This is a genomic window from Nitrospira sp. (assembly GCA_016715825.1).
Classification (GTDB): Bacteria; Nitrospirota; Nitrospiria; order Nitrospirales; family Nitrospiraceae; genus Nitrospira_D.
In genome coordinates this window covers 185,001-208,333 of sequence record JADJXO010000001.1, presented here as the reverse complement: position 1 = coordinate 208,333, position 23,333 = coordinate 185,001, and the positions used below count along the sequence as shown (strand labels likewise).

Below are 23,333 nucleotides of genomic sequence, written 5' to 3'. Positions count from 1 at the left end.
TCCATGCACTAGTCCCCGGCCGATCAGATCGGCCTGCGATGTCTCTGCCGACAGGCTACGGAGCCATGGTCGTTTCAAACGCCTTTACCACGAGAGTCTTCTCTTTCATCTTGGTCGTCAAACCTGCGTAGGAATGGTCGCGGAGTATGCTGATGAACTGCGCATGGTAATTGCTCACAATGCCTACGCCATCAATAACCACATCATGCACATACCAACGGCCGAACTCGTCGGCCAGCTGAAAATCGAGAAGGGTCTCCGCCTTAGGACCTGAGAGCTTCGCCCTCACCTCGGCAAAGTTCCCTTCCTGCCGTTCAGACAGGTAAAGCACCTGCTCGTCGACGTAGTTGTCAATTCGACAGGCAAACGTGTCTCGGAGCAACTGAATGAAGAGTGCAACAAATTCCTGCCGCTCCGTATCTGACAGTTCTATCCAGTGCCGGCCGAGAGCCCGTTTGGCCATATCTGCGTAGTTCACCCGCTGCCTGATGACTTGTTCAATCTTCTGACGTCGTTCCATCGAGCGGTCCGGCTGATTCAACTCTTCACTGGTGAGAATGTGAATCACCTCATCGATGGTGTTTTTTACCGATTCGGTAGCGGTTTGCTCGGCTGAAGCCATGGTCGTCCCTGTCAGCATCATCAGCGCAACCATGGCTCCCATCACGGCCCAGGTCATACCAAGACGAATTTTGGAACTGATCGAACTCGGATGAGCGTGACCGTTGGATCTCTGGCTCATAGGAGACTTCCCTCAAGTGTTCGCGTCATGCGACTCAGAATTGTGGCTTCATGTCCTTCAACGAATCGCCACCTTTTTTCAGTAGGTCTCCTCCTGGAGTACCCTCACCTTGTGGGGACAGACTGCTCAGTTGCTCTTTGACCTGTTTCACCGTCCCCATATTTTTTTGAAGATCGTCGACATTCTTCTGCATGTCCACCAACGCACTGCCGAGCCGGCTGACCGACGTTGAAAGCCCAAAGATTCCTTGGGCAGCAGCATAGTGCAGTGAGAGGCCTCCCAGGCCAAACCCCATAAGGAATGCCGTCACGATCATGATGGATGTCCAAGATTTGCTCTGCATATTCCCCTCCTTTGCGGTTCCATGCTGGCTACCTGTGCTCTGACCACTGACAGGTTCGTCGTATCCTCATGTGTTCTTGATTGCCCTATTTCGGCCTCGTCATAATGTGCTCCTTGAGCCTGTCGTAGTTCCTTTGCGGAAGAATGTTTTTCGTCACCAGCTCATCCGTTCGCTGATAGGGCCGGCCCTCTATGATCCTCTTGGCATAGGTGCCTCCGACTCCGTTCAGAGTCTTGAGCTGGTTGAATCTCCCGACGTTAATGTCGATCATAGCCATATGCGACCTCCTTAAACTAAACCAGAGACACGATCCCGAGACCGAGAGCATGGCGACTCACATCTCGGAGAACTTGCTCAAGCACCACTGTTCAAGACGGGGTAACGCCCTCGCGGAATTGGACACCAGTGCAACCCTACATCCGCCGGTGGAGGCGCACTTGCCTACGAGCCCGCCCCCTCATTAGGGTTTTCCAGCTGGCGACTGTCCCAACCGGCCAAAGAGGGTCTGAATAGTCAGAACCAACAGGAGAAAGCCAAGCGCGCCGCTGGGGAGATATCCCCAGCTGACGCTGTACGGCCAGAGCGGAAGTACAAAAAGAAGCAACAACCCCATTCCCACGATCAACATCCTATTCATCTTGTCTCTCCTTTAGTTTTACACAATTGCCGATAGCCGATCATTCTGTATTACTGCGCTTCACTGTCACCCCTTCTTCTCGCCAGACAACCGCTCACGCTCCCTGTGCATAGCGGCACGTCCGACCTCGACCGCCTCGGTGACGATCGTCTGCTTGTCTTTGATGAACTCTCGCCCCTTACTCAACACCTGCTCCACCCCTTCGGTGGTCTTGTCGGCCCACTCCTGCACCCCTTCTTCTGCTCGTCGCGCATACCCTTGCAATTGCTCCCGCGACTGACGGCCAGACTGTGGGGCCAGCAACAACGCCACTGCGGCTCCCAGCAACCCTCCGGCCACAAAAACCAGCCCCACTGCCCCGGATGAACACCCTCGGTTATCCGTCATTACGCATTCTTCTTTGTCCATTGATCATTCCTCCCTCCCGGTCTATGTCGTTCGCCTGGCTACCCTGGCCGAGAATGTTGCCCTTTGTTGTCTCAACCACATGACCGCCGTCGAAGCAGGCACTAGGTGGCTCAGCACTAGATGTTTGCTCTCACGGGATGAGGGACGACTGAGCACCTATCGTTCACCATAGCGAGAAGACAGGTGACAGTCTGGTCAAAACAGCTCAGGTGTGGAAATAAGGCGGGAAGCCGACGCTACAGAGACGTCAGTGGTGGAAGGACCAGAAAGGGGCCAGTAGGTTCTGGCTGAGACGCTGATTGAGGACGGCTTAACCAGCTAATTCACTCCGTACCAGTCTCAGATGAGTCCTCTCTCGTCGAAGTTGATCAATCTCCGCCTGGATATCGGCCAACACACAATCGATTCTCCGCAGGCGACTCGTCAGACCGGCCCGTTTTTGGGAAATAGACGGCCGGCAGTGCTCACCATTCACCACCCTCGCCGATATCTGGGATAAGCTTGGTATCTTGCTTTTGCAGAGTTCCATCGTTACGTCCTCTTCAATGCCTGTGATGTTGAATTCCTACCGGAGAGATCGTCAGGACGTTCCACCATGACCAACACGCACCGAACACCCCTGGACCGGCCCCCCCGTTCGGGAGATCTCTGAATCGCCGTGCCCCTCCTCCCCCGAGACCGACCCTTCACCTGCCTCTCGGGTGCCGTACGCTCCTGGTGAAGACCAAGTTCTTCTAATACGATCAGGATACGCGAGTCGTCATGGGAGCTCCGATCTGCGAGCCCGAGTCCCCGCACCAGGATCCTGCGGCTTCCCTCAAACAGGACACGCTTCAATTCGAAGGGCTCCCAGATATTGGCAGCTCTCCGATAGTCCAGCGTTGTTTGGATTGCCTTTCGGAGTTCACGCACCGGCGCCGAATGGATCTCGCAGATCGTCCCGATCTCAGCCTCATCAAGATGACTTGTCAGATCCATGGCTCGGCAATTCACGTGCGACATTTTCCGCCCACGAGAGAACATCAGACGCTCAGGTTGATCATCTCCGGTATCATGCTTCGAGTTCGACTCAGAGGCGGATACCTGTCCACGCCGCATCTGTGACAGGTGGCCGCGCTGCCTCCTGGTTTCACCCCTCATGTGGATGCCTCCTTATGATCAGAACCATGGCCGTGCAGACGAACACGCCACAACTTTTCCTTATGGTGAACCATGAACTGAGCTTTCGTGGCCACCACGCCGACTTATCGGACCGCTGCGTACTTTTCCACGTGAAGCTTCATGCGCTCACCGGCCCCCTTCCTGTCTCCCCCACGCGAGGTCGCCCGCGTTTCTCTCAATGGGCGGACTCGATTGGCACGCACGACCGCATCCTCAACGCACCCACAATTGATGCACCGTGTTTGGAGCGAGTCTGTCTCACGGCGCAGCTCGTCAAACGTTTCGCAGACCAGGAACCCTCGACAGCGTCGGCAAATCATAGGTCCTCCTTCTGCACCCAGCGTTGTGCACATACCGCACTAGGCGACGCGGTACCGTACATCTCTCTCTCGGAAGTGCAATCCCTGACAAGACTGACCAGGCTCTCTGCACGCGCGTCTTTTGCGGCCAGCATCATTTCCAGGATCTGCTGAGTCGTCAGATCCTCGGCGCCAAGAGAGACGATCATTTCGCGGTAGCGCTCGATCGCAATCCGTTCGGCGAACAGATCGACCGCGAGCGTCCTCCCTACTGAGTCCACTTCCACATACTCAGCATAAGTCCGGCTTATCAGCCGCTCAGGGGACACATCCGGCCTGCCTCCAAGCTGGACAATACGTTCCGCCAATTGATCGACATCGGCCCGCTTCTCAGCTACATACTCGAGAAACTGCGCCTGCCTGTGGCGAGAACAGATCCCGGCGGTCATGACGTACCGAGACCGATAGCAGAGGATGTTGATCATCTCTCCAGCCAGCGCGTCATTCAGCAGCTTGATCATGCGCTCCGCCTTGGCCTGACCACCTCTGGTCCTCGCGCCGTTTGTACTCTCGTGATGTCTGACACCCAGCAATGGTTGCATGACGTTCACCCATCGCACATTAGCGTGTTATCGGTAGGCCCCCGGCCTCTCTACCCTGTCCGCACTATGGCACAGCATAGTGCAGTGGTCGGTGGTCGTCTGTTCACAATTGCTCAATTGGCAAGGATTACGAAATTATGGTGAGGCTGGACATAGCCGGACCTGGATGTCCTGAATCAAAGTGGCAAAACAGGACGGAACCCCTCGTCGTGGAGCACGACGGTGAGGAGCAAACATGCGCATTGCATTGGAGCTGATGCAACTGTCGTGAGGACCGGCTAGCGTTGCTTTAAGTAGCGAAAGAATTCCGAGTCCGGGCTCATCACCAGCATCGACCCGGCTTTGAAGACATTTTTATAGGCTTCCATCGACCGGGTAAACTCGAAGAACTTTGGATCCTGCTTATAGGCATCGGCATAGATCCGAAACGCCTTGGCATCGCCGCCGCCACGCAGCTCTTCCGATTCTTTGTAGGCTTGGGCGAGGATAATCTCTCGGTCCTTTTCGGCTTCCGATCGAATTTTTTGCGCTTCTTCCGCACCTTCGGCCCGATACTGTTTGGCTTGCCGCTCTCGTTCCGCCTGCATCCGTGCGAACACGGCTTTCTCGTTCTGCTCCGGTAGGTCCGCCCGCTTGATTCGAACATCCTGGATCTCAATGCCATAGGTCGAAGCCTTTTCCTTGGACCGTTCGGTGACGACCCGCATGATGTCGGCCCGCGTGCTCGAGACGATCTCGAGTAACTCATGGCGGCCCAATTCGACCCGCAGCTCGGAATAGATAATATCGTTCAACCGTTGGAGCGCGCCGCGCTGGCTTTGGAACGCCTGATAGACTTTCAACGGGTCGGTGATCCGCCATTTGGCGAAGTTATCCAGCAGCAGGGTCTTTTTGTCCTGGGTGATGACGTCCTGCGCGTTCGAATCATAATCCAGCAACCGTTTCTCGAAGTACGTGACCTCCTGCACGAACGGAATCTTCACGTACAGCCCTGGTTCGGTGATATTGCGGACAGGCTTGCCAAGTTGGACGACGATGGCAGTCTGAATGACATCGACCACGAAGAGCGGTGAGGCGCCCAGTACGAATAAGGCGACGATGACGGCGAGGAATGCGATCACGAGTCCCTGCTTCGTCATGGTTGGAGGCTCCTCGGTTTGAGCGAAGGGGAGAGCTCCGGTCGGAACTCCTCGACCTCCGGTTGTGGAACAAGCGTGGCCAGGGGTTTCGCAGCAGGCCGGGAGAGCCGATCTAGCGGAAGATATGGTATCACCCGTTCGCCACCCTTGCCGTCGATAATCACCTTCTCCACGTTGGGAAGAATCTCTTCCAGCGTTTCGATATAGATTCGCTTGCTGATCACATCCTTTGCCTGACTGTACTCTTTCAAGGTCGCGAGGAAGCGGTTCGCCTCGCCCTGGGCACGATCAAGGCGGGCCTGCGCAAACCCCCTCGCTTGGTTGACCCGTTCAGCCGCTTCACCTTTTGCCCTGGGAATGATGTCATTGCGGTACCCCTGGGCTTGGTTGATCAGCTTTTCCCGGTCTTCCTTGGCATTCGTGACGTCTTTGAAGGCGGCCGCTACCGCTTCCGGAGGATCGACATCTTGAAGTTGTACAGCCGCGACTTGCACGCCGGATTGGTACTGATCAAGAATCGCTTGGAGTAACGTCATCGTGTCGGCTTGGATCACGGCTTTGCCGGTGGTCAAGGCTTCGTCGATCTTGCTCTTGCCGACCACTTCCCGCATCGAAGCTTCGGCCGCCTTCCCGATGGTTTCATGGATATCCTCGACGTTGAACAAAAAGTCGCGGGCTTCTTTGATCTTATATTGGACGATGAACTCGATCCCGAGGATATTCATATCGCCGGTCAGCATCAACGCTTCCTGGGGGATCATCTGCTGGCGTCCCTGTTGGGTGGTGCGGAAGCCGACTTCCACACGGTAGAGTTTCTCGACCTTCGGCTGGAGGACGGTTTCGACGAAGGGAATCTTGAAATGCGGACCGGGTTCTGCGGCCCGAACCGGTACGCCGAACCGTTTCACGACCCCCTCCTCATCAGGAGCCACGATGAACACGCTCTGCCACACCAACAGAATCAGCAAACCGGCCATAACAAGACTCCGCGCGCGGCCCGAAGGGAGAAGGCTCTTCACTCCACCGGGTGGAAAGAGATCTTTCAGTTGAGTTTGAGCCTGCTTGAGCGCCGCTTCAAGCGGGTCCGACTTCTTGCTCCATGGATCATTGGGGTCCCAGACCATACGTAGTTAACCTCCAAGTACGACAAGACAGCTGTGAACCGCTTTCGAAATTTCGAATCAGTGACTCATGTGGACACTGGCAGAGTGCTCTGTCGTGGCCTTGATCTGTGCGGCGAGGAAATTTGCCATGAGCATCTCGCCCAGGTACTCTTGGACCTCTTCTTCCCTTGCTTTCCAGAGCCGCCTATTCTGTGGTGCAGCCGTTGTGGCTCCTCCCACTGAGGCTGACCGTTACAGCTTTAGCTCATGGTTCCATCTTCCTGGTCTGCTAGGTGACCACGCGCGCTTCTCGATCAACGATCGCGCGAGCCCGTTTCGTCTGCACGATGTTTTGCGCATGCGCAACCTCTTCCGCGGTACCGTGGACCAACAGAATAAACTTGTTAAACCTGAGCGCTGTTTCGTAGCTCAAGACACTGTCTTTAGGGATCCCCATGCTTTTGAGCGCCGTTCCTATCGCCGTAATGCCGTCGGCCACCACGGGTACCTCAATCGCACCGAGGACCCACCCAAGGAGAGGTCCCGCAATCAAGACCGGGCCAATTCCCGAGATAGTGGTGCTGCCATACTTCATGCAATCGACGGAGCTGGAATACCCTTCCACATGTTTGGCTGGACGGTAACCCTGCCCGACGATTGAGAGCTTCTTGATAGGGAAGCCCGCGTGCGTGAGCTCTTTCATGGCGGTCTCGGCCTCGGCCTGTGTATTACTAATGGCAACAACCGCATTGTGCTCGCCCATAGCCGCCTCTCCTTTTTGTGTCATAGTTGTTGATGTCAGAGGCCACCTGGTCGGCACTATGGACGACCATACTAGAGCGGCCGGCTGCCGTCTGTTCACAATTGCTCAGTCGAGAACGATGCCCGTGGATAATGCGGCCAGCCTGTCCAGGCTCAGCTTCGCTGGCATGAAGAACGCGGCATCAGATGGGGCCTAGTCGTGGAGCACGACCGTGAGGAGCGAACTATGCACGTGGAGTTTGCCATTTCCTCGCGATCCACCTTTGTAATCGATAAACCCCAGCTTGCGGAACTTATTCATGAAGAAGCTGACGCGTGATCGCGTCGTACCGATCATCTCGGCCAACGTTTCCTGGCTGATCTTCGCAATCACCGTCTCCGGCTTACCTTCTTTCCCAAAGTGGGCCAACAACAACAGCGCTCGCGCCAGCCGTTTCTCGCTGGAATTGAAGAGTTGATCCACCAGATCTTCTTGGACTCGGATCGAGTGCACGAGTAAGTAAGACATGAACGACTCGGCAAACTTCGGCTCTTCCTGCAGCAGGCGGAGCATCACAGATTTGTCGATACGGAGAATATGGGAGTCTTCGATCATCGTCGCGGTCGCCGTCCGAACCGTTTGGCCGACGAGACAGGATTCTCCGACAAACGCACCGCGTTCTAGAATCGCCACGACGGCTTCCTTGCCCTGTTTGGAGACCACGGCCACCTTCACCTTGCCTGCCTGGATATAGAACACCGCATCCGTGGCATCCCCTTGGGCAAAGAGAATCTGTTGCTTGGAAGACGTGAGCATCGTTTTGCCCTTCCCGACCTTCGCCAGGAATGCTTCCAGATTGAATCCCGTCGGTATGCGTGCCATGGGTCGTCCTCTGTTCCTTCTTAGAGCGACTCAGCCACCCATTTCCTAGTCGCGTATACGGGTAGCCTACACGCCCTGGGGTGACTGGGTGCCCGGCTGCAGCACAGGGTTGACCGGAACGCGCGGCCCCGACGCTCCTTGCATCGACGCCTTCAACTCCTGGATTGCTCTGTCGACATCCTGCTCTGTCGAGCCAAACCGGTCTCCCATCACTGCAATAGCCTGTGCGATTGCCTTCTTCATCTTCAAGATCTGTTCTTCCGGTGTCATAACCCCTCCATGCGAGCGAATACCAATGGTGAATCTGATCAGTCAGGCCGACCGGACTGTGCGCCTCGTCATCAAATGAATCAACAGCAGTATGATCCCACTCACAAGCAAGGTCCAGGCACTCTGCGTCGCACCCATGGCGATTCGAGCCACATTCATGGCCCAGGCTATAAGTGAGTCGCCGTGAGAACAGCCCCCTCACGCAATTACATACGTCAGCAAGAACAGTTCCGTTGCCATCTGCTGCAGGAAATCACACCAGCTCCTCATGCCTACCTCCCTAGGACACGCTGCCACCTTAACGTGCTGAAACCGCCTACGCACCCCTCGGGTGAGGATCGCCAATACCCCCCTAACTGGAAGCCCGAGAGACCCGGCCAGGTCTCACGCGCTCGCGTCATCCCTTCCGACTATTCCCCCCGACGGCAGAGCACATCACGGTGCTCGCCCTTTCTTACCCTTTGATACAGGTGACCCGGGGAGACGTGGACCATTCCGAGGTGGTGAACTGTGACTCACGCGATTGGCCTCAATTCCAGGGTCCGTCATCGCTCCACAGAGCAGGCACCGCCATCCGGTCACCGAGGGCTGCCCCAGGTCTCTCATTTGGATGGCAATCAAGAGGCCTTGGCAACGAAGACAGCGCATGACTCCTCCTCCGAGCTTCTCTACAACACTCTTCTTAAGGTCGCGTTCCAAATCAGACACGCATACATGGAATCGGCGGAACCTCGATGGGATGAATACCACCATGCCTCTACCCTGAACGCCCACGACCTGATCATGACCGAGCCTGTTCCCCTGCAGACTAGCAAGCCTTGGACGGATGATTCGATGACGCGATATTGAAGACCGCCAGATTCGGATGCTGGAACTCTAGGCGTTTTTCGCGTTGCTGAAACGTACGATCCCCAATCGCCAGTAACTGTTGCTTATTGAGGAACAAGTCCCGCTTATCATAGACCGCCCATTCATATTCCTTCGTCATCGCAAGGGCATCGACCGGACAGGCTTGGACGCACAGTCCGCAAAACAAACACCGCGTCATATCCATCGAATACTCTCGCGCATATCGCTTCGTCGGCTCCGCCGGCACTTCGGCGCTCACCACGGCAATGACGCGAGAGGGGCAAGCCGCTTCACAGAGATCGCACCCGACGCACTTCTCCGTTCCATCGTCATAACGCAGCAAGGCCAACATGCCACGGTAATTATCCGGCAAGATCCGCTTCTCATGTGGATACTGAAGAGTGATCGGCTTGTAGTGAATGAGATGGCTCATGGTGGACTTCATTCCCACGGCGATCTCATAGAAGGTGATCAGCTTGATCCAAGCCGTAAATCCGCGATAGCACTTTGCACGTCGCTCTCTCAGACTCATGCGCATTCTTTCTTGGATCTGGTGAGCTGTCCGTCGATCTCTCTGGCACAGGACCACGCTCTCTCGCCTTTGAGATCAGTGTAAGAATCCGTTTCAGTTCCTTGATTCATGGCCTGCGGAGAAGCGCGATGCGAGAGATACACCCCGATAATTAAGATCACCACGACGAGCACATTCGCCCCAAGATCCATGAGATAGCGGTTGAACACGACATCGGTCAGTTCCTCCATATACGAAACTTGGGCTCCGGTTGTCAGAATACGCCGGGTCGAGGCAATCACACAGATATACAAGAATGGTTCCAGGGTTATCTGTTTGGTCTTAAGAAAATTAATGGTGGTCCTGAACAACTCTAATAGAATGATGACTAATAAGAGATCATGCACCAGCCCGAGGACGGCAGAAACCGCGTTCGCTCCCACCGCGATCGCGAAGACATACCAGGCACGGACAAACAGCACCATGCTGATCGCTAAGAAACTCAGTCCGGTCGTGAAGTAGCCAAACCCGTCAAGGGCTTCCATCATGCCGATCGTCCGGTCCCCCAGGACCCCTTCGAAGAACGACCATCGGTTGGTCGAGCTATGCCTAACTGTTGAGACTGCTCTCTCCATCATTTCTTCTCCGTGTACTACGGCATCCGGCGCCTGCAAAACCGGGGCGCCCGTCCTCCCATGGACGAACGCCTCTCTGTGTCACCTACTCATCCTCGACTGTATCTACGAATCTAAATTGAACCATTAATACCGTCTGTCTTCCTGCTCCTCTGGGATCGAAGCCCAAATCGTGATCCCCCACAGCAAGACGACAATGCCCACCAAGCTATAAATCTGATACATGTCAATCACCTCTCTTTCACCGACACTCGGAATTTACTCGTTCGCCTCGGCACTCCCATCACCCCCTCTCCCTTCAACGACAGCGCCCCTGGGAGTCAACTGCCGGTCAGTGTAAATGCCTCTCACGGTACCTATTCAAAATTTCAGGGCCGACTGGACGGCGTTCCGAGTCTTCTCTTCACCTGCACAGCTTTGTTCGGCCAACATGCGTTGCCCGACACTGGCGGATACAGGAATTCTGGCCATACAGGCCTTCAGCGTATCCTCCGCTGCACCTGATGCCATAACATCAAGCTCCGTCAGCGGAGCGAATCCCATGGTTCTTTCCACGAACTGATCTGCCGCCTGAGCCAGTTGAGTCGACCGTATCGACAAAGCGGCAAACAGCACCACGGCTAAGATGACCGCTCCAGATTTGGTGATAGTTGAGATTCTCATGGTGGCGACCTCCTCGTACTTGTTAGGAGTCTCTGCTCGGAGACTCCAGGGCAGACCCACGCGATGGATCGCACGTGATCCGTCATATTGCATCCCTGCTGAATGGACATAGATGAATGGTCACGGCACACACGAAGTCCGTGGAATTCAGCAATCGCATATTGCACCTCTTGATTCGATGAAACTCGCTATTCGAAGAAGCTCTGGAGACTGAAGAATCAGACGCGCCGGAGGGAGAGGGAATGCGCGAGCAATAGGACAGTCGACGTCGCTGTAAACGTCATGTGTTCACCCTACAGGCCGCTACCTTTGCTGTCAATGCGGCGAAGCGGGGAATGCCGTATAAGACCATGATACGTTGGGGCAATATTTATTTCCCCAACTTGCTGAGGGAAGGAGGCGGTCTGATCGCCCTCAACTTGGTACCAGTAGTGTGTGTCGTTCGTAACCAACAAAAATGATGCCGTAGGGAACGCTCGCGTAGGCCTTATCTGGGTTGGATCATCGGCAGTTCGCGTGATCCTTCCGCGGCCTGCTGAATCCGCAATCGCTCGAGACGAGAGGCTTCAAACACATTGTGGAGCATGTCATCCGCCACCTGGGTCAGCTGCGCTGCGGCATCTTTCATGTCGGCGTGCTCGACCAAGCGGGACACCACCTCGGCTTTGGTGGCGCCTTTCTTCTGGCCCATGAACGGCTTAAGGAGGAGATAGAGCACATCTCCGATCGGCATATATCGAAAGAAGCGGCGGAGGAGTTGAAAGGTCTGGCGAGGATAATGGATGAGCTTATAGCCGAAGAGCTTTTTAATCCCGTCCTGTCGCACGCGGTTGATCGTTTCGCCTGAGAGACAGGTCGGATCGATTTCCGAACATTTAAAATATTTGTACCAATCCGTGGTTTCGTTCACCAACCCGCGCTTTACGTATTCCTGCCACAGGGGGGTGCCTCGATAGACGCAGAGCCGGTTGAACCCGAACGTATCGAGCGGAAGCTTTGACGCGAAGTCAAACGTCGCCTCCATATCTTCAATCGTTTCGTCAGGATTGCCCACCGTGAAAAATCCATGCACGATCTCCACGCCGGCCTTTTTCGCATTCTTGACGGCGGTCGTGACTTGATCCAGCGTCTGTTCCTTCTTCAAGCGATCGAGGATCTTCTGGCTGCCGCTCTCGATCCCAAACATCATCGCGCCGCAATTGGCTTTCGCCATGGCCGGAAACAGATGTTGGGCCACTGAATCCACACGTCCCTCGATGCCCCATCGAATAGAGAGCTTTTCTTCCATGATCCCGTTGCAGATCGCCTCGATGCGTTTGGGCTGGAGCAGAAAGTGATCGTCGACGAAGCCGACGGACTCATAGCCGAGTCCTTCGAGATATTTGAGTTCCGCGACCACATGTTGTGGGCTGCGGGCACGCCACTTCCCCTCGTTAAAGATCGGGATGTCGCAGAAAATACAGGGCCAGGGGCAGCCCCGAGATGTTTGCATCGTCGTGAATCGTCTCATCGAGAGCACGACCGGGACATCCAGCGGCATGGACTCGACATAGTCGAGTTGCAGGCTCTCACGATCCGGGAAGGGCCATTGATCCAGCTGCCGCTCCATGGCGCGGTTGGGGTTTTGGACGACCTGGCCGTTTTTCATCCACGTCAGGCTGGCGACATCTTGGGGGTTGTCGAGGTTTGCGAGCAGATCGAGCAGCAATTGCTCGCCGTCTCCACGACAGACAAAGTCCACTTCAGGGCACTGCAATTTTACTAACGAGGCGTTCAGGGTGGCGAACACGCCGCCGAACGCGAGCTTGACCTTTTGATTGGTCGCACGGATTTCACGCGCGAGCATTTTGGCGTAGGGATAGCTGGTGGTACTGAGAAAACTGAGGCCGACGAGCGCCGGTTGTTCTCGATTGATCTGGTCAATGATGACCTGGTTCGGGGTGTCGGGGTTCGCCTGATCGAACATCACGCATTCATGGCCCGCCTGCTTGATGACGGACGACAGCGACATGATGCCGATGGGGGGAAACCCCATCACGCGAATATGGCCGTTTGCGGCACGTGTTTTCGCAGGCAGGGCGTAGAATTGTGGATCGCGAACGTGGATGAGAAAAACTCGCAGACAGACTCCTTGATCCGATCTTGATCACACACGGAGGGAATGCTGACGGAGTGAGTGAATGAAACTAGGAAAGTATCAGAAACGTCTAACTCGATGGCCATACCGTACCATCCGTAAATTCTGCAGTCAAGGACAGTGCGGGATGCCTGATCACCGGTGATATCCGCGGTGACGAAATCAGTGGCTCTCCGGGCTTTGACCTACCAGAGCTCGTCACAGACGGAATTGCTCGTTGTAGTGATGTAGTCAGTTTTCAATGGGACTGTTGATGCGCGGCCAGCGGGGCATGACCCCTATCCTCAGAACATTGGGGTCAGCCTGTTCCTGCGAGAGCACCGCTCAGGTAATTGGGATGTGTGAGAAAACAGATCGCACTGACCGCAATCGGTGTGAAGCTGCTGCCGATACATCGACCGACTCGCTCGGACAGAGTGGGTGATCAGCAGCCGCTACTGGGGAGGCGTCCGATCCGCAGGATGGTCGTCTTGCTCCTCACTCCATTCGTGAGGGGATAGAGTCTTCCAGACTGCCAGACTATGTTCTAGCTTTCACAGAGGAATCACATCGAGAGTTTGTGAGGAGCACCGTCCAGCTTCGATGCTGATCTCGAACTGTGTCGATCACCATCCTCGCAATAGGCCTAACTACGACTAGGTCTTTATCTCGGTTGCTATTTAGGTCTCCTTACGAGATATTCTTACAATTAAGACAACCAACACCGCTCACGTGTTTCTTCTGAGAGCGGGCCAGGAAAGGAGCGGGTATGTTTATAGCTAAAAGCCAACTTACCCAGGACACGGTGGCCGCAATAGTGTTCGTTTTCGCTCTTGGCTCTCTTTCGATGATCTGGCCCGGCATCATCGCTCTCATCTTTGGTATCTTCCTGTTGCTCCAATCGTTCGGGGTCGGACATGAAATCACAATGCTGTCGTGGACCGAAGTCACGAACGCACCGATTGTCATCACCTCCGTTGTACGATCCTGTCCTCCGTCGATTCTTTCGTAGCATCCGAGTAGGGTCGTACCCTACACTCCTACATCGAGCGACTTCTCGTCACGTGACAGTCAATGATGGCCAGGTCTTGCCATCCAACATTGCTGAAAGCGGGTGGCTGGAGTCCCGTCGGCTAAACGATCTGTTTCTGGCAAAGACTCCCGACTCCTCTATTTCTCTCACTCCGGGGGCGACGGTATGTCTGGGGTGGGCGCACGTCCGTCCGTGCCGCGCTCTATATGGCAGCCTTGGTGGCTACGAAGTGGAATCCAGCTATCCGTTCATTTTACCGCCACTTGCGGGAAGTTGGCAACGCGCCGAAGGTGGCGCTCGTCGCCCGTATGCGGAAGCTCCTGACCATGCTTAATGCGATGCTCAAGCATCAGACACCATGGAAGGCGAAGCCCATGCTCACATCTTGACAATCAAGACAGTTGCTCATGCCTGCCCCATTCGTTTCTTGGCAAAGCTATTAAGGCACCGCCAGATGAAAGAGGCGGCAACAGATAGGCCTGGCCTACGGGATGCTGAATCCTGGCCTCTACTCTACATCGTTCGCCATTCCAGGAGTTCCTTCTTTCCATCCGCGGTTGCCCCGAGCACGACTCCGCCTCAATTCAACACAGACAAGAAAGACAATACCGGGGATTATCCAGAATTTTGAGATCCGTGAGGAGGGTACTGACGGTATCGACTTAGATACAGTTACATGAATCTAACTCGATACACCGAACATCTACGTCCGGAGCCTAGTGCGCGGAAAGTCGCGTCATGGTTGAGGTACCTTCAATCACGAGGCGATTCACATACGGGCATGCAGCTTGCTGTATGGACGTGTGTTCAGTTGCCAGGGCAAGCAGTGAAATCATCGCCAAACATAATTAGGAGTACAGACTTATTCATAACTGTTTGAATAATTCTGGTGCGCAGGTCCCATGGATAGGCGGGCAGAGAAAGGGGCATCTCACGCCCATACGTTGAGCTCATGCAGCTGTCGGCAACTCGATAAAGCATTCCATCATTTCATCATTAAAAGGAGGTTCTACCATGTCGGTCAAGATTTCCACTTCGAAATTTGTCTATTCCGGTAAGAGCTACTTTCGAGGCGGCTGCGAAGATGTCAATCTTGTTTCCTTTGGCAAGAAGAAGACGCCGTTCGACAGTGCCAATTACCTCGACGTCGCAGGTACGGTCTCCGCTGAAAACTTGGCCAAGGTGGCTGTGACTGTCTCGGGGCCTTATTCCATCGAATGGAGCAAATACTCGGACACCGACGTGAACGTCGGCATCAAGTACCTGACGGTGGCCGGTGGCCAGGTCGGCTTCAGTCGTAACGCGGCAAAAACGGCCGACCTCGTCCTTATCAAGATCTCGCTGGCCGAAATCCCGCTGAAAAACCTGTTGAACAATCACGCGACCACCGCCCGCAACTTCCTGAAAGACGAGGGAAACGACGGCCGCCTCGTCAGTTCTGTTTGGATCTGCGTGGAAGGTGCGCTAGGTACCAAGATCACCAGCGGTGTCAACGTATCGGCCAGCGCGCCGGTGGGCACCTCCGGCTTTACCCTGAACGTGAGTACAGCCACCTCCTCAACAGTGACCTCCAAGGTCCAGATACCGCCACAGACCTGCTTTGCCTACATGATGAGCAAGGTGAAAAAGTGGGACAAGGTCAACGGCGTCTGGAAAGTGGAGGATCTGGAAGACGACATGCAGGGGCTCAACTGAAGCCCTCGCTTGCAGGTCTGCACGGAGAGGACGGGGAGGCGGAACGCAGAGGCAAACGGTTCTTGAATAAAGGGATCGGGAGTTGTTTCTAACAGGCATCGGCGGTGGCCCGCTCAGCCGAAAAAACAGGCCAGTGGGTCGTCGTCGATCGCTTGGACTAACTCGTCGAGACGATTGCTCGATGAAAGCCCGGGATATTCGTGCCATTTCATATCGGCCCGCATCCAGTACAGCCGCCATTTGTTGGCCGATCGAATAAACTTGAACTTCGCCACCGGTGATTCTGTCCATTCGGACTCATTGTCCCACCGAGGCCTCCGCTCCACAATGACAACCTCATGGCCTTTCACTGCATACGTGATGTGTAGCCTGTCTCTGAGATGGACCGGGCTGTGCTTAACACAAAAGACACCCACTATCTGCTCGATTCGCTTGAGTTCGAGTTCACTGAAGGGCATGGTGCCTTCCGGGAAGCCAATAGAATGGTCTCACGCCGCCTGCGAAGCAGCCTTCTCCAGCAGCTCATGAATCAGAGTCTGGCGGAGAAGAAAGGGGTCGGGAGTCATTGTTTGGCGAACCTCAGCAAGAAACGACTCCCGACCCCTTTTATCCCCGACAGACTTATCAGACCTGTCTCCGAGTCGGCTTCAAGCGATTCGCGCCAACTTATCGGCAGGCTGGGTGTTGGAGCAGCAGCTTTTGGCTGAACTGGCCGAAGAACAAGCGCAACGGGATGCGGCGTATCTGAAGAGTCGAGAGCAACCAGACCCTACGCCCCGCCGTCGCGCTCGTAAGAAACGCCCGCGATAGTTCGAGGAACCGAATACCAACCGGCCCCGTCACGACGACCATCTTGGTATCCATAAGATACTCTCCTTAGTTAGTTACCAGCGTATCTCTTCCTCTCTAAATTCCTTATAACCATTTGAATCGATTGCATAAAAGCAGAAATGCTCCGGCCATCTTTTACGGATGTCCTTCAATCTGAAACAGCCGACAGGCCGGGTTCTTCCGTGTGGCGGCTCTCTACCAGAGCGGAATTCTCATCTTTGACAGGTCCATCCCTGGTGCTACCCTCTAAACAATAGGGAGAGCACAATATGGCTATTACCAAGAGGCCGACTCAAGAAAAGCTTCTGTGGAGGGGCAAGGGTAAATGGAAGGGTTGGAGGCTTGTGAGTCCGAAGGCCAAAGGAAATGGCTACGTCATCGTAAACCTAACACGGCCTAAAAACACGCCACTCTATAGCCTCATGTCGTCGCCGAACGTGATCAGGCTTGCATACAAACCGAGGAAGTGAGCAGATGAGCTTCCGTTCACCCGCCCTCAATGCCAGTCCTCGGAAAGTGATGACGCTCATACGGCGGCATCAGGCTCAACGGAAACTACAGAAGGCGGTCGCCCGTGGACTCATCAAGAAGCCGACTCGTTATCAACGCTGTCGGAAGTCTTTCCCAAAGCCCAGACTTCAAGGCCATCATCATCGAGGCTACAAGAACCCGCTCGATGTTAAATGGTATTGCCAAGCATGCCACTACAAGCAGCACTCGCCCCGCTTCCAAGCCAACGCCGAGTACCGACAGAGGCTCCGCCTGGACGGCCTTATTGGGCACTAGACGACCGTTTACTCGGTTCGTCCAACCTTCGAGGTCCCATTCCCTCAATTCCTGATTGCCTTACCGCAATGGAAAATACGCTTCTTGATGACATCTTCACGTTACTGAACAAGAATGGAGTGACATCACACGAGTCACCCAGCATGATCTGGTTCTTATGCAGATCGGCCTAAACATAGTCAGTTATTTTGGAGGGCGCAAGCGATGAATATCGACTTTGTATGGTCTACACCAACTACCACGGTACAGCGCGATGTCTTGGAATCCAAAATCCGTGACGACATTGAAAATGATCGAATGGGCCAGCCTTGTCATTCTGGGAAAATTACCGTTCATTTTCTTGGGACTGATGGACTAGAAGTTACGATCAAAGGAAAGGTGGTTTGTCAGTGCGGAAAAGCGTTTATGACTTTTTCAAGTAACGATGACGGGTCGTCCATCAACCTAGAAGCAGGAGACCTGTTAGGAAGAATAGCAGAACAGCCCTCTAGGGAGGGACGATGACACTAGAGCAATTTTTTCACCTCCTACAACTCAAGGTGCAGGGCTTTGGACATGCGTTGTTACAAGTCAAGGTAGCTACAGTGTTCTGGCTTGGAATCTCTGCCGTTGGGCTCTTCTGGTTATGGTTTATGGGTACTTTGGTGTACTACCAGGTTAAAGAACATCTTGAAAAACGTAGAAACCAACTCAAGAGGGAACTATGAACCACCAAGATTTAGAGGTTCCGAAACTATACCACTACGATGACATCTGCCTGTACGATCTGTACGGTGGATGGTGGGCACTGGACGGGAAGATGGTTCCTGTAAGAAGCACAACAGCCTAAACATAGTTAGGCCGAATTTGGAATCGTGGCGACGAAGTTTCATGAATGGCAGAGACGAGTCAACATCCCGCCAACGTCGAACTCCGCGCTTGGGTCTTCGTATGAATATTGGGATCTGGACTTGGCCCGCTACGAGGGCTGGGAGAAGAAAAGGGGTCGGGAGTTATTGTTTGGAGAACCTCAGCAAGAAACGACTCCCGACCCCTTTTCTCCCCCTTCGCAAGGCTGCCCCGCGTACCGTGGATGCGCTCTAGACTGACATCACAAGGCTGCTTGACGGTTCCACACCAGACGAATGCACGCACTACCTTGCGTCTTCAGGTTATGTAAAGACATAAGCCAAAACCATTCTAACCCACTGAAGATAGGGACAGCGCAACACAGCCAATACTCACTCAATATCCACTTGAACATGGCCCATTGGTTGTACAGGCTTGCCTCCCCGAACCAATAATTAGGTGAATCACACGATTTGGATTCTGGTCGGGGTATTAACATGGAACTTCCTCGACCCAATGATACAAGTGGCCAGCAGGACACCCGTTGCAAATAGGGTCCATGCAGCCGGTACCGGCACTGGATTAACAGGAATACTGGAGTTTATTCTCAGCGAGCCATAGGTACTTGGTCCAATCATGTCCTCGCTTTCATCAAACTGCCTGAAATCAACGGCGAACCGTTCGACATCCCCGCGGAAGGAACTGACCTTCCCCCGATTTCACAGACACCTGTATAAGGAGGAACAGGATGAAATCGGAGGACAGGATGAGCACCAAGACCAGACGGCAGTATACGGAAGAGTTTAAGACAGAAGCAGTTCGGTTGGTCCGAGACTCGGCCCGACCAGTTGCGCACGTCGCCAGAGATTTGGGCATTGCCGACCATCTGCTCTACCGCTGGCGGGCGGAGCAGCAACAGGCCGAACACCAGGGCCACACGCGGCAGTCGATGCGAGCAGAACAAGAGGAACTCGCCCGGTTGAGACGAGAGAATGCAACTTTGAAGCAGGAGCGGGATTTTTTAAAGCGTGCGGCGGCGTTCTTCGCGAAGGAGTCGCGATGAGATACCGAGTCATTCAGGAACACGACCGTCGCTATCCGATCCGATTGATGTGTCGAGCCTTGGCCGTCTCGGCAGCGGGCTATTATGCCTGGCGTATACGGCCAGAGAGTGCCCGGTCAGTGTCGGACCGGACGACTCTCTCCGTCATCCGGGTGATCCATGGAGAATCCCGCGAAACCTACGGGAGTCCCCGTATCTGGAAGGCTCTGGTCACACAGGGGCACCGCATTGGTGAGCATCGCGTGGCCCGGCTGATGCGCCAGGACGGGATTCGAGCCAAGACGGTGACGAAATGGCGGGCCACCACCCAATCCCAGCATCGGTTTCCCGTAGCCGCGAATATCCTTGAGCGGGCCTTCACCGTCGAAGCGCCCAACCGAGTGTGGGCGGGGGATATCACGTACGGTACGCCCAGCCAACGAAGCCCGCCTGTCTGGGACTGAGTTGCTTGAGCATGTCTGGAATGCATGGCTCGATGAAGGAGTGTGGCAATGACGAGCATGCCTGAGCTAGGCTCGAAAAAGTGGACGCCTTCAACCTACAATCAGAGGTCTGGAGGTGTGAGATGGAACAGATACCGCGGCAGCAGTATACGAAGGAGTTCCGAGAGCAGGCCGTGCGGCTAGTCCTGGAACAGCAGGTGACGATTCCGGAGGCAGCCAGGCGCCTGAGCATGTCGGGCAAAACGCTCAAGAACTGGGTCGGGCGAACTCGGCACGGCCAGCTTGCGACAGTGGGCGCGAGCCGACGGCCCGTGACGGAGCTAGAAGCAGAGCTGTCCGGCTCAAACGTGATCTTGCGGAAGCACGGATGGAGCGCGACATCTTAAAAAAGCCACCGCGTACTTTGCGAAGGCGCAGCTGCCCGGTACGCGCTGATGAGGACGCTGCGTGCCCACTATCCGCTGAGTCTGTTGTGCCGGGTGCTGGAGGTGTCTCGAAGCGGCTACTATGCCTGGCAGTATCGGCGGCCGTCGAAACGCGATCAGGAGAATGCGCGGCTGGAAGTGGCGATCCAAGCCGCCCATGTGCGCACCCGTCAGACGTACGGCCCGGAACGGCTTCAAGCCGAATTGCATGCCGACGGGTTCCCCGCTGGGATCGGCCGCATCAAGCGACTGCGGAAGAAACTGGGCCTGCGCTGTACCCAGGTCCGCCGGTTCACGACGACCACGGATTCGACGCATGCGCGGCCGGTCGCGGACAACGTATTGGCGCAGACCGTTGCCGCCACACGACCGAACGAGACCTGGGTGACCGACATCACGTACGTGCCGACCGCGGAAGGCTGGCTGTATCTCGCGGGCATCAAGGATTTGTTCACCTGCGAGGTCGTCGGACATGCGATGGGGGGCTCGGATGACGACGGCGTTGGTGAGCCAGGCGCTGGGCGCGGCGGTATGGGCAAAGCGCCCACACCCGGGACTGATCCACCACTCCGATCGTGGCTCACCGTATTGTGCCCAGGCCTATCAAGATCAGGTCCGCCAATGTGGTATGACCGCGTCCATGAGTCGGCGAGGCAACTGCTACGATAATGCTCCGATGGAAAGTTTTTGGGGCACGCTGAAGAACGAACTGGTGCATCACCGGCGCTACGAGACCCGTGAGCAAGCACGGCGCGAGATCGCGGAGTACATCGAGATCTTCTATAACCGACAGCGGCGGCACTCACGCCTCGGGAATCGCTCGCCAGTGGCGTTTGCCCAGCAGTGGGCCCGTCAACAACCGGCGGTGTGAGGCTGTCATTCATGGCGTCCACTATTGACAACCGAGGTCAGCCCTCCCTCTGCTACGAGAAGGAGTGAGCCGAAGCGGCGGTGACTTGCCGGACACTGGCAAGGTGACGAAGTCCGCAGGAAACGGGGCGTGCGGCGAAGCGGTTACGCCAAGATGCGCCTCTAGGCTGAACATGGGACGGTTGAGGAACACACACCTATTGACACGCATCTGAGGGTTGAAATGTCACCCCTGCCTACACCGCTTTCCAGGCAGGACGCGGATCCGTGCCCGTCACACGTATGGACGGGAACGGCGAATGCAGGCTGGACATGTACGCTGGCCAGCAGGGAGTCATGGGGAGCGCGTAGCTAGACCATGACGTCCGCGACGACTTGCGGAACGCAAGGAGAAAGACTGCGATAGGCAACCTCGCCCGTGTGTGAAGTCCAGCATGTGAACTGGGGAAGGCGTGTACCGATAACCGATGACAAGGGAGTGTGTCCCCCGACGCGGTACACGTTGACGGAGCCCTCGTAGTAGTCCGAGGTCGGGAAAGCCGGCCACATGGCGAAGGGGGGCAGTGTGAGCGGCATGTGTGGCGGATTACCTGACCACAATGAGGTGAAGACCTTTGATAATCAGGGAAATGCAACGCAAGCTGGCAACGTGGTCAACGGAGAACCCCGAACGTAAGTTCGATCGACTCCTGAGACTGATTGCTGATCGAGCATGGCTGGCAGAAGCCGCGCGCATCACGCTCGCATCCAGTGGTGCGCGAACGCCGGGCGTCGATGGGGTCGACAAGACCATGATGACGGAAACCCTTCATCAGGAACTGGCGACGATCCGTGCCGAATTGTTAGCGGGCTCCTATACGCCGCTCCCTGCACGGCGCGTGTACATCCCCAAGGCGAACGGCACGTTGAGGCCCTTAGGGATCCCCAGTCTGCGGGATCGAGTGGTCCAGAGAGCGATGCTGATGGCCATGGAGCCGATATGGGAGAGTGATTTCCATCGGGCATCCTATGGCTTCAGGCCTGCCCGAAGTGTGCACCATGCGATACGAACGGTCAAATTGCAGCTGCAGGAAAGTGACGAACAAAGAGCGGCGGGTCGTTGGGTGATCGAGGGCGACCTCGCCAGCTACTTTGAGACTGTCCATCACCGCCTGCTGCTGAAAGCTGTCCGCAAACGTATTGCTGATCAGCGCTTCCTGGCCCTGCTGTGGACGTGCATCAAAGCAGGGTGTGTTGATCGGGGTCTCTTTTGCGCCGCGAGCGAAGGTGTTCCACAAGGGGGAGTTATCTCTCCGCTGCTATCCAACATCATGTTGCATGAATTCGATGCTTGGATGGAAGCGAACTACCTGAGTAAGAAGGTGCGTAAGGACCGATGGGCATGGAACTTCGGCATTCTCAAGCAGCGACCGATTGCTGTACGAGAGAACCGGCAGTGGAAACCAGGCGTCTCCTACTGTCGCTATGCGGATGATTTCGTCGTGGTCGTAAAAGGAACCAAAACGCACGCAGAGGCACTACGCGAAGCGTGCCGGACGTTTCTGGAAGGGACGCTCAAGCTCACGTTGAATATGGAGAAGACCCATATCACCCACGTGAACGACGGCGTGGTCTTCCTCGGCCACCGCATCATCCGCAAGCGGGGCCCACGAGGTCAGCTGCGACCGGTCACGACGATCCCATGGGAGAAGTACCGAGGCTTCACGGCCAAGCTGGTCAAGGAACTGTCTGGCAATTACAGCGGGAACGGCATGGACCTGATGGAACGCCTGAACCGGACACTCTCGGGATGGGCGAACTTCTATCGATACACTGACTATACGGCGACCATCTTTAACCGAGTGGACCGAACCGTCTTCTGGAAGCTCGGACATTGGCTCGCGCGCAAGTATCGGCGAGGATTCCCGAGCCTGATGCGTGAACACGTCCGGGCACCAGAACCGGGGCGCGCCACCACATGGGTACTGAAGGGACAGAATAGTCGTGGGTGGTATGGCGAACAGGCGCTTCGACGCCTGGTCACCAGCCGCAAAGGTCAGTTCAGGTGGCGGACCCCAGAAGGGAACCCGTACCTGATTCGCGACGAGCATCGCACGTTCCTCGAATCGCGCTACGCTGACGTGGCTGTTGCGTTACGCAACGCTTGAATGGAGAGCCGGATGCGCTGAGAGGTGCAAGTCCGGTTCGGGGAGGAGAGACTGGGAGATAGTGCGACTACGCCCGGTCTCTCACTCCACTGCCGACCGCGGAAGGGTGG

25 protein-coding genes and 2 pseudogenes (1 of these 27 only partly in view) are annotated in these 23,333 nt (G+C 55.5%); 9 read left to right on the top strand and 18 right to left on the bottom strand.

Going from position 1 to position 23,333, the window contains the following annotated elements; genetic code table 11:
• Positions 1–55 precede the first annotated feature (55 nt).
• The 16 genes from IPM58_01015 to IPM58_00940 all read right to left on the bottom strand — a co-directional run bounded on the left by IPM58_01015 (position 56) and on the right by IPM58_00940 (position 13,108).
• Positions 56–742 carry an ABC transporter substrate-binding protein gene (locus tag IPM58_01015; protein MBK9305687.1) on the bottom strand — a complete coding sequence of 229 codons (687 nt, stop codon included), beginning with the start codon at positions 740–742 and terminating at the stop codon, positions 56–58.
• A gap of 34 nt (positions 743–776) precedes the next feature.
• On the bottom strand, positions 777–1,085 hold the full coding sequence (locus tag IPM58_01010) for a hypothetical protein (protein ID MBK9305686.1): 309 nt from the start codon (positions 1,083–1,085) through the stop codon (positions 777–779).
• A gap of 85 nt (positions 1,086–1,170) precedes the next feature.
• The gene (locus IPM58_01005) at positions 1,171–1,362 is read right to left on the bottom strand and encodes a helix-hairpin-helix domain-containing protein (GenBank protein MBK9305685.1); all 192 of its coding nucleotides are present in this window, start codon (positions 1,360–1,362) and stop codon (positions 1,171–1,173) included.
• 183 nt (positions 1,363–1,545) lie between these two features.
• The gene (locus IPM58_01000) at positions 1,546–1,722 is read right to left on the bottom strand and encodes a DUF3309 domain-containing protein (protein MBK9305684.1); all 177 of its coding nucleotides are present in this window, start codon (positions 1,720–1,722) and stop codon (positions 1,546–1,548) included.
• 66 nt (positions 1,723–1,788) lie between these two features.
• Positions 1,789–2,130 carry a YtxH domain-containing protein gene (locus IPM58_00995; GenBank protein MBK9305683.1) on the bottom strand — a complete coding sequence of 114 codons (342 nt, stop codon included), beginning with the start codon at positions 2,128–2,130 and terminating at the stop codon, positions 1,789–1,791.
• Between the two features lie 1,244 nt (positions 2,131–3,374).
• The gene (locus IPM58_00990) at positions 3,375–3,611 is read right to left on the bottom strand and encodes a hypothetical protein (protein MBK9305682.1); all 237 of its coding nucleotides are present in this window, start codon (positions 3,609–3,611) and stop codon (positions 3,375–3,377) included.
• Positions 3,608–4,192: a ferritin-like domain-containing protein gene (locus tag IPM58_00985; GenBank protein MBK9305681.1), complete on the bottom strand. Its 585-nt coding sequence runs from the start codon at positions 4,190–4,192 to the stop codon at positions 3,608–3,610. Before IPM58_00985 ends, IPM58_00990 begins: the two co-directional genes overlap by 4 nt.
• Before the next feature lie 278 nt (positions 4,193–4,470).
• Positions 4,471–5,331 carry a protease modulator HflC gene (gene hflC / locus IPM58_00980; GenBank protein ID MBK9305680.1) on the bottom strand — a complete coding sequence of 287 codons (861 nt, stop codon included), beginning with the start codon at positions 5,329–5,331 and terminating at the stop codon, positions 4,471–4,473.
• Positions 5,328–6,455 (bottom strand): FtsH protease activity modulator HflK, encoded by a 1,128-nt coding sequence (gene hflK / locus IPM58_00975; GenBank protein ID MBK9305679.1) that lies wholly within the window; start codon positions 6,453–6,455, stop codon positions 5,328–5,330. Before hflK ends, hflC begins: the two co-directional genes overlap by 4 nt.
• Before the next feature lie 268 nt (positions 6,456–6,723).
• Positions 6,724–7,197 carry a permease gene (locus IPM58_00970; protein MBK9305678.1) on the bottom strand — a complete coding sequence of 158 codons (474 nt, stop codon included), beginning with the start codon at positions 7,195–7,197 and terminating at the stop codon, positions 6,724–6,726.
• Positions 7,198–7,389: 192 nt separating this feature from the next.
• Complete coding sequence (locus IPM58_00965) at positions 7,390–8,058, bottom strand: Crp/Fnr family transcriptional regulator (protein ID MBK9305677.1); 669 nt, start codon at positions 8,056–8,058, stop codon at positions 7,390–7,392.
• 66 nt (positions 8,059–8,124) lie between these two features.
• Positions 8,125–8,328: a hypothetical protein gene (locus IPM58_00960; protein MBK9305676.1), complete on the bottom strand. Its 204-nt coding sequence runs from the start codon at positions 8,326–8,328 to the stop codon at positions 8,125–8,127.
• An 808-nt stretch (positions 8,329–9,136) separates the two neighbouring features.
• A complete protein-coding gene (gene nuoI / locus IPM58_00955) occupies positions 9,137–9,709 on the bottom strand; it encodes an NADH-quinone oxidoreductase subunit NuoI (GenBank protein MBK9305675.1) in 573 nt (190 codons plus the stop codon).
• Complete coding sequence (locus IPM58_00950; GenBank protein ID MBK9305674.1) at positions 9,706–10,326, bottom strand: phosphate-starvation-inducible PsiE family protein; 621 nt, start codon at positions 10,324–10,326, stop codon at positions 9,706–9,708. Before IPM58_00950 ends, nuoI begins: the two co-directional genes overlap by 4 nt.
• Before the next feature lie 357 nt (positions 10,327–10,683).
• The gene (locus IPM58_00945) at positions 10,684–10,986 is read right to left on the bottom strand and encodes a hypothetical protein (protein MBK9305673.1); all 303 of its coding nucleotides are present in this window, start codon (positions 10,984–10,986) and stop codon (positions 10,684–10,686) included.
• A 487-nt stretch (positions 10,987–11,473) separates the two neighbouring features.
• On the bottom strand, positions 11,474–13,108 hold the full coding sequence (locus tag IPM58_00940; protein ID MBK9305672.1) for a B12-binding domain-containing radical SAM protein: 1,635 nt from the start codon (positions 13,106–13,108) through the stop codon (positions 11,474–11,476).
• Between the two features lie 1,179 nt (positions 13,109–14,287).
• Here IPM58_00940 and IPM58_00935 point away from each other — a divergent pair.
• Both IPM58_00935 and IPM58_00930 read left to right on the top strand, forming a co-directional pair.
• Positions 14,288–14,524, top strand: a pseudogene (locus IPM58_00935) (transposase).
• A 625-nt stretch (positions 14,525–15,149) separates the two neighbouring features.
• Complete coding sequence (locus IPM58_00930; protein ID MBK9305671.1) at positions 15,150–15,830, top strand: hypothetical protein; 681 nt, start codon at positions 15,150–15,152, stop codon at positions 15,828–15,830.
• A gap of 113 nt (positions 15,831–15,943) precedes the next feature.
• Here the strand turns inward: IPM58_00930 and IPM58_00925 are convergent, their stop codons facing one another.
• Positions 15,944–16,288: a DUF3024 domain-containing protein gene (locus IPM58_00925; GenBank protein MBK9305670.1), complete on the bottom strand. Its 345-nt coding sequence runs from the start codon at positions 16,286–16,288 to the stop codon at positions 15,944–15,946.
• Positions 16,289–16,496: 208 nt separating this feature from the next.
• Positions 16,497–16,694 carry a hypothetical protein gene (locus tag IPM58_00920; protein ID MBK9305669.1) on the bottom strand — a complete coding sequence of 66 codons (198 nt, stop codon included), beginning with the start codon at positions 16,692–16,694 and terminating at the stop codon, positions 16,497–16,499.
• A gap of 441 nt (positions 16,695–17,135) precedes the next feature.
• Between IPM58_00920 and IPM58_00915 the strand changes: the two genes are divergently transcribed.
• The 7 genes and pseudogenes from IPM58_00915 to IPM58_00885 all read left to right on the top strand — a co-directional run.
• Entirely contained in the window at positions 17,136–17,447 is a 312-nt protein-coding gene (locus IPM58_00915) for a hypothetical protein (protein ID MBK9305668.1), read from the top strand.
• Positions 17,448–17,651: 204 nt separating this feature from the next.
• Complete coding sequence (locus IPM58_00910; GenBank protein ID MBK9305667.1) at positions 17,652–17,951, top strand: hypothetical protein; 300 nt, start codon at positions 17,652–17,654, stop codon at positions 17,949–17,951.
• A gap of 1,072 nt (positions 17,952–19,023) precedes the next feature.
• Positions 19,024–19,338 (top strand): transposase, encoded by a 315-nt coding sequence (locus IPM58_00905; protein MBK9305666.1) that lies wholly within the window; start codon positions 19,024–19,026, stop codon positions 19,336–19,338.
• Positions 19,335–19,781: an IS3 family transposase gene (locus IPM58_00900; protein MBK9305665.1), complete on the top strand. Its 447-nt coding sequence runs from the start codon at positions 19,335–19,337 to the stop codon at positions 19,779–19,781. Before IPM58_00905 ends, IPM58_00900 begins: the two co-directional genes overlap by 4 nt.
• Positions 19,782–19,903: 122 nt before the next feature.
• Positions 19,904–21,077 (top strand): annotated as a pseudogene (locus IPM58_00895) (IS3 family transposase).
• Positions 21,078–21,705: 628 nt separating this feature from the next.
• Positions 21,706–23,223 carry a group II intron reverse transcriptase/maturase gene (ltrA, locus tag IPM58_00890; GenBank protein ID MBK9305664.1) on the top strand — a complete coding sequence of 506 codons (1,518 nt, stop codon included), beginning with the start codon at positions 21,706–21,708 and terminating at the stop codon, positions 23,221–23,223.
• Between the two features lie 24 nt (positions 23,224–23,247).
• Positions 23,248–23,333: the 5' end (the start) of an IS3 family transposase gene (locus IPM58_00885; protein ID MBK9305663.1), read on the top strand. Its footprint extends 433 nt past the window's final position; the window shows 86 of its 519 coding nt (coding positions 1–86); the start codon lies at positions 23,248–23,250; its stop codon lies off the right edge, out of view.

Excerpts from the sequence above, each read along its gene's own strand:
- nuoI (MBK9305675.1), bottom strand. The coding sequence starts at position 9,709 with ATGAGTCTGAGAGAGCGACGTGCAAAGTGCTATCGCGGATTTACGGCT.
- ltrA (MBK9305664.1), top strand. The coding sequence starts at position 21,706 with ATGCAACGCAAGCTGGCAACGTGGTCAACGGAGAACCCCGAACGTAAG.
- IPM58_00905 (MBK9305666.1), top strand. The coding sequence starts at position 19,024 with ATGAAATCGGAGGACAGGATGAGCACCAAGACCAGACGGCAGTATACG.
- IPM58_00995 (MBK9305683.1), bottom strand. The coding sequence starts at position 2,130 with ATGGACAAAGAAGAATGCGTAATGACGGATAACCGAGGGTGTTCATCC.
- IPM58_00945 (MBK9305673.1), bottom strand. The coding sequence starts at position 10,986 with ATGAGAATCTCAACTATCACCAAATCTGGAGCGGTCATCTTAGCCGTG.
- IPM58_00930 (MBK9305671.1), top strand. The coding sequence starts at position 15,150 with ATGTCGGTCAAGATTTCCACTTCGAAATTTGTCTATTCCGGTAAGAGC.
- IPM58_00910 (MBK9305667.1), top strand. The coding sequence starts at position 17,652 with ATGAATATCGACTTTGTATGGTCTACACCAACTACCACGGTACAGCGC.
- IPM58_00990 (MBK9305682.1), bottom strand. The coding sequence starts at position 3,611 with ATGATTTGCCGACGCTGTCGAGGGTTCCTGGTCTGCGAAACGTTTGAC.
- IPM58_01000 (MBK9305684.1), bottom strand. The coding sequence starts at position 1,722 with ATGAATAGGATGTTGATCGTGGGAATGGGGTTGTTGCTTCTTTTTGTA.
- IPM58_00900 (MBK9305665.1), top strand. The coding sequence starts at position 19,335 with ATGAGATACCGAGTCATTCAGGAACACGACCGTCGCTATCCGATCCGA.
- hflC (MBK9305680.1), bottom strand. The coding sequence starts at position 5,331 with ATGACGAAGCAGGGACTCGTGATCGCATTCCTCGCCGTCATCGTCGCC.
- IPM58_01010 (MBK9305686.1), bottom strand. The coding sequence starts at position 1,085 with ATGCAGAGCAAATCTTGGACATCCATCATGATCGTGACGGCATTCCTT.
- IPM58_00985 (MBK9305681.1), bottom strand. The coding sequence starts at position 4,192 with ATGCAACCATTGCTGGGTGTCAGACATCACGAGAGTACAAACGGCGCG.
- IPM58_00970 (MBK9305678.1), bottom strand. The coding sequence starts at position 7,197 with ATGGGCGAGCACAATGCGGTTGTTGCCATTAGTAATACACAGGCCGAG.
- IPM58_00960 (MBK9305676.1), bottom strand. The coding sequence starts at position 8,328 with ATGACACCGGAAGAACAGATCTTGAAGATGAAGAAGGCAATCGCACAG.
- IPM58_00950 (MBK9305674.1), bottom strand. The coding sequence starts at position 10,326 with ATGATGGAGAGAGCAGTCTCAACAGTTAGGCATAGCTCGACCAACCGA.
- IPM58_00915 (MBK9305668.1), top strand. The coding sequence starts at position 17,136 with ATGAGCTTCCGTTCACCCGCCCTCAATGCCAGTCCTCGGAAAGTGATG.
- IPM58_00965 (MBK9305677.1), bottom strand. The coding sequence starts at position 8,058 with ATGGCACGCATACCGACGGGATTCAATCTGGAAGCATTCCTGGCGAAG.
- IPM58_00925 (MBK9305670.1), bottom strand. The coding sequence starts at position 16,288 with ATGCCCTTCAGTGAACTCGAACTCAAGCGAATCGAGCAGATAGTGGGT.
- IPM58_01015 (MBK9305687.1), bottom strand. The coding sequence starts at position 742 with ATGAGCCAGAGATCCAACGGTCACGCTCATCCGAGTTCGATCAGTTCC.
- IPM58_01005 (MBK9305685.1), bottom strand. The coding sequence starts at position 1,362 with ATGGCTATGATCGACATTAACGTCGGGAGATTCAACCAGCTCAAGACT.
- hflK (MBK9305679.1), bottom strand. The coding sequence starts at position 6,455 with ATGGTCTGGGACCCCAATGATCCATGGAGCAAGAAGTCGGACCCGCTT.
- IPM58_00920 (MBK9305669.1), bottom strand. The coding sequence starts at position 16,694 with ATGGATACCAAGATGGTCGTCGTGACGGGGCCGGTTGGTATTCGGTTC.